The sequence below is a fragment of the Candidatus Aquicultor secundus genome (genome assembly GCF_002791875.1).
Taxonomy (GTDB): Bacteria; Actinomycetota; Aquicultoria; order Aquicultorales; family Aquicultoraceae; genus Aquicultor_A; species Aquicultor_A secundus.
In genome coordinates, this window is record NZ_PFNG01000051.1 from 1 (window position 1) to 4028 (window position 4028).

A 4028-nucleotide genomic window follows, 5' to 3' on the forward strand; every position below is an offset into this window, starting at 1 on the left:
TGAGTTTTTAAACGTATTCGAGGTCGAAGAGTTGCAATATAGAGCGGATATTATGGAAATAGTTGGTGAATTTATTAACCAAGCGCTTATAATAGAAAAGAGGTGTAGTCATGAAAAAGACTAAAAAGAGGGCATACGAAAAACCCATTGTAAGAAAACAAGCGAAGATGGAATTCCCGCTCCAGATTATTAATGCCGATAATCGCGAACTCGCTTGCCGGCAATGCTCCTCTTGTCATGGATGCAGGTAGCATTAAAGGATATAGATGAACGAAGAAGATTTTCGAGCACTGGAAAAATTTAATATATTGTACGACCTTGCCATCGATGAAGAGGAGTACAATCAGGGCAAAAACAAAATTATTCTACATATCGGCGGTAAGGGCCAAAAAACTGATGAAGAACTTTTGGAGACCCTTGGATCCGAAGTAAAGACCGACGTAGCCTCATTCCTCTATAATAAAGCAAGCTTCAAGAAGGTCTCAAAGATAACCCTTGAGACAGAATCCAGTGTATCTCTGGAAGCTTTACCATCTGATAATTCTGTCGAGCATGCTTGGTTTAACCTTTTCTTAGCGAAAAGGTTACGCGCGCTATTGCAGCGCGCAGGTAATCCACCAGGCCAACTTGATGAGGTCGCACGCTTCTTGCTAGCAAACCACGCACCATACCCAAGCAAAACAGCTATGTCTCATGATTACGAGATGAATAAGACCTTATACCTTGTTTATTTAAATGAAGTAAGTGCTTGTTATAAGCGTGAGCTATCAATTGGTTATGCTGACAAGGCAATAACATTTATTAAGCAAACCTCAGCGATTGGTGAAAACATTTATGAATTACTGGCTTTATTCAATAAGGGTAGAGGTTTGCAGCATTGCCATCGGCATAGTGATGCTTTAGATACTCTCAACGAGATTCTTAGTGTCTTCGACGAAAATGGCGAGTTATCTAATAGCGATAACGCTAACTACTATATCAGCAACAAATCGCAATATCGATCAGGAAAAATCTGCAGTGAGGATGCAGCCCTCTGGAGAAAATATATTTATTACCCCACCGTTTTGACCTTCGCAGAAATTTTATCCGATTTAAATAGATCTACGGAAATTATAGGAACGCTTGATGATGATTGGCACCATGAGACACCTTATAAGGACAAGTGGCGCAACGTCTTAAGAGCTGATGCTGGAATAGATGGGGATGCCTGGGATGCATGCGATATTACAGCATCTTGTGATTGCAATATCAAATACTGTAAAACACTGCTGGGTGGAAAATCTGCTTTTGATGACAAAAAATATAGAGACAAAGTGCCGATACTGTACCAAAAGTATTGTTCGGTTCTTCTCAGATATGATGTTGAGAAATTTAGGCGAAGTATTATTTGTAAACTCCGTCAATTTAGAGAAAAGGCTAAAAAGATCGAGCAAGGTTCAATTGAAACCTTCAGGGGACAAGATTTACTGGATAAGATAATAAGCATAGAAGATGCCTCAAGTAAATTCAAAACGGACTTTGAGACTTTATTGGAACTTGCAAGAGCAATTTCAGGTGATATGAAAAACTCTGATAAAATTAAGCAAGTATACCTTTTATGGTTAGATTATTATGATGCGCTTAACAAAATAAGACAGTCTATAAAAAATGCAATAGATATCATCGATAAACTTAAACCAAGCGATAAGTCAAAAGATAAGATAAAGACATGGCGAGATCAGCTAGATGCTCGCGCTAAAAAAATAGATTGGAAAAACCATAAGAGTACTATTCAAAACATCTTCAACAGTTGCTTCAAAGAGAACCGTCGGCTGCAAGATAAAGAGAGCCGCCAAGAAACATTTCTTGGGCTTTTAGAAGATATCAATAAGTCAATAGACAATCAAAAGTATAAGAAACTAGAGATGGATGCATTAAAGATAGTTGTGTATGACCCTAAAACGCTTGAATGGAGAAAGGCTAAATATCAACGAAGATTACAGGTGTTAGACCCAAACATCTCCGATCTTCTCTACCGACTACCAAAAACATGTAGCGAGAAGGTTATTGAGTTCTCGGAGATAGTCTATTGCGATAAAGATGACGGGCTGAAATGTAAAGATAGGCCATTTAAAAACTGTACATATGAATTCGATGATGACATAGCAGGTAATGAACCACCAGTAACATGCCGCGCTAATGCGTATTATCAGATCTTACGAAAAAATACTGACAAATTCGATAAACAGTTGATTTACCCATCAGTGCGGCCTATTAAAAACTCATATTGTCTAACGGTCCTTCGAAGATGGCAATCATTCACACCCGCACTATCAAGTGGTATCGAAATTAATAGTAAAGGTGGCGGCTATTTTGTTTACAAAACTGGTACTGATGGCTTAATCGAGGAGGGCATTGTTATCGACCCAGGGTTTGATTTCTTAGAGAATTTCCAGCGTGAAGGGTTCTCAATACGGGACATAACAGCGGTTGTCATGTCACATGCACATGTTGATCACACAGTTGATTTTATTCCGATCATTAGCTTATTCGCAGAGTACAACAAAAGAACGAAAAGCAAAGATAAAAAGCTTCTCGCAATAATGTCAGCCGGTTGTTTTGATAAATACTCGCAAGCAATAACTCAGTCAAAAGAGTATTTTTGTGATGTTATTGTTGCTAACTATAAGAATGGTAATGTTAAGCAACTTCCATCAATAGACCAATTAGAGCATTTTACGATAAATGTTAGAAAAGCATTACACCAGGACTACACTGCATACGATACATTAGGGATAATTATAAGCGCAAGACAGAAAACGCCACAGACCGAGACTGTGAAACCAATAATCGGTTTCACGGGTGATACAAGATGGTGGGAAGGCATGGAGGAACAATACGAAGGTATTGCAGCAATGTGTATAAATCTGGGTGCAATCGTCAACGTGACAAACCGTGAACAAATCAATAGGACCCTAAATAAGCATGAAGGTGTAGAGAAGATCTTGCGTGACGAAAACCATTTATATTGGCCGGGATTTACACTACTAACCGAAAAGCTCACCAACGGACGTAAGATACCGAAATTAATAATCATATCTGAGCTTGGCGAAGAGCTTAAAGGCGGGCTGAAAACAGACTTGGCAAACCAACTAAATGAAACGGCTGAGCAAACACATTTCTTACCTGAAGACGTCGGTTTGACCATTAAACTACTTGGCGATATCTCAAACGAGCCACAACCGAAAACATTTTGCTTTGCATGTGGTTCTTTGGTCGAGCCCAAAGACATAGAAATTGTTCCCTACGGAAAAGAAGAGGCGACTTATTATGTCTGTAAAGCATGCTGGAGTTATCGAGAAAAAATGGTTATGGAGCAAATAAAAGACTACCATGAGAATGGCTGGCTAGTAAAAGTTAGAGAAGATTTATAAATGTCCTATTTGTCAAAAGCGCGCAGATCTCTTATAGCCTCACAAGAATCTTTGCTTTCAAGGTGCATGGAACCTAAGCGTATTTGTAGGATTACATCAATTGCTTATAGCAATCAAAAAGTGGAACATGCACAAAAGGTCGCTTCTTTTATATTAAAAAAGCAACTCAAAGACGGCGGATGGTCAGATACCGAGGAGACGATCTGGTGTGCAAAAGCATTATGTAATTTCGGCGGACACTACCTTCCTAAAATTAACGATGCCTTAAAATGGCTCAAATCGATGCAGCATCCATCGGGCGGCTGGGGTCTAACAAACCGAGACATGCCAAGAATCCCTACAACAAGCCTTGCTCTAGCCTTACTTCCTCAACTGTTTTGTGAATCCGCGTTCTCGTGGTTAGAGAATGAATGGGCAAAAGATATGAAAGCTAAGGTAAAGCTCACCTACAAGGGTGGACTCACACTTATGGCATTTGGACGAAACGCGATCCAACCGAAAAACCCCAGTCTCATCGAGCAGACGCTAACTTATCTCGCTGCTGAGCAGATTGACGATGGTGGCTTTGGACCGTGGAAGAACCATCCTATCGGAAGCGATCCATGGAGTACCGGA

2 protein-coding genes are annotated in these 4028 nt (G+C 39.8%); both read left to right on the top strand.

Annotated features, from left to right (window positions below):
* Positions 1-266 precede the first annotated feature (266 nt).
* Entirely contained in the window at positions 267-3413 is a 3147-nt protein-coding gene (locus tag COY37_RS02060) for an MBL fold metallo-hydrolase (RefSeq protein WP_286975799.1), read from the top strand.
* Positions 3414-3479: 66 nt separating this feature from the next.
* Positions 3480-4028, top strand: a 549-nt coding sequence (locus COY37_RS02065; RefSeq protein ID WP_286975800.1) for a prenyltransferase/squalene oxidase repeat-containing protein, incomplete at its 3' end; no start/stop codon positions are given.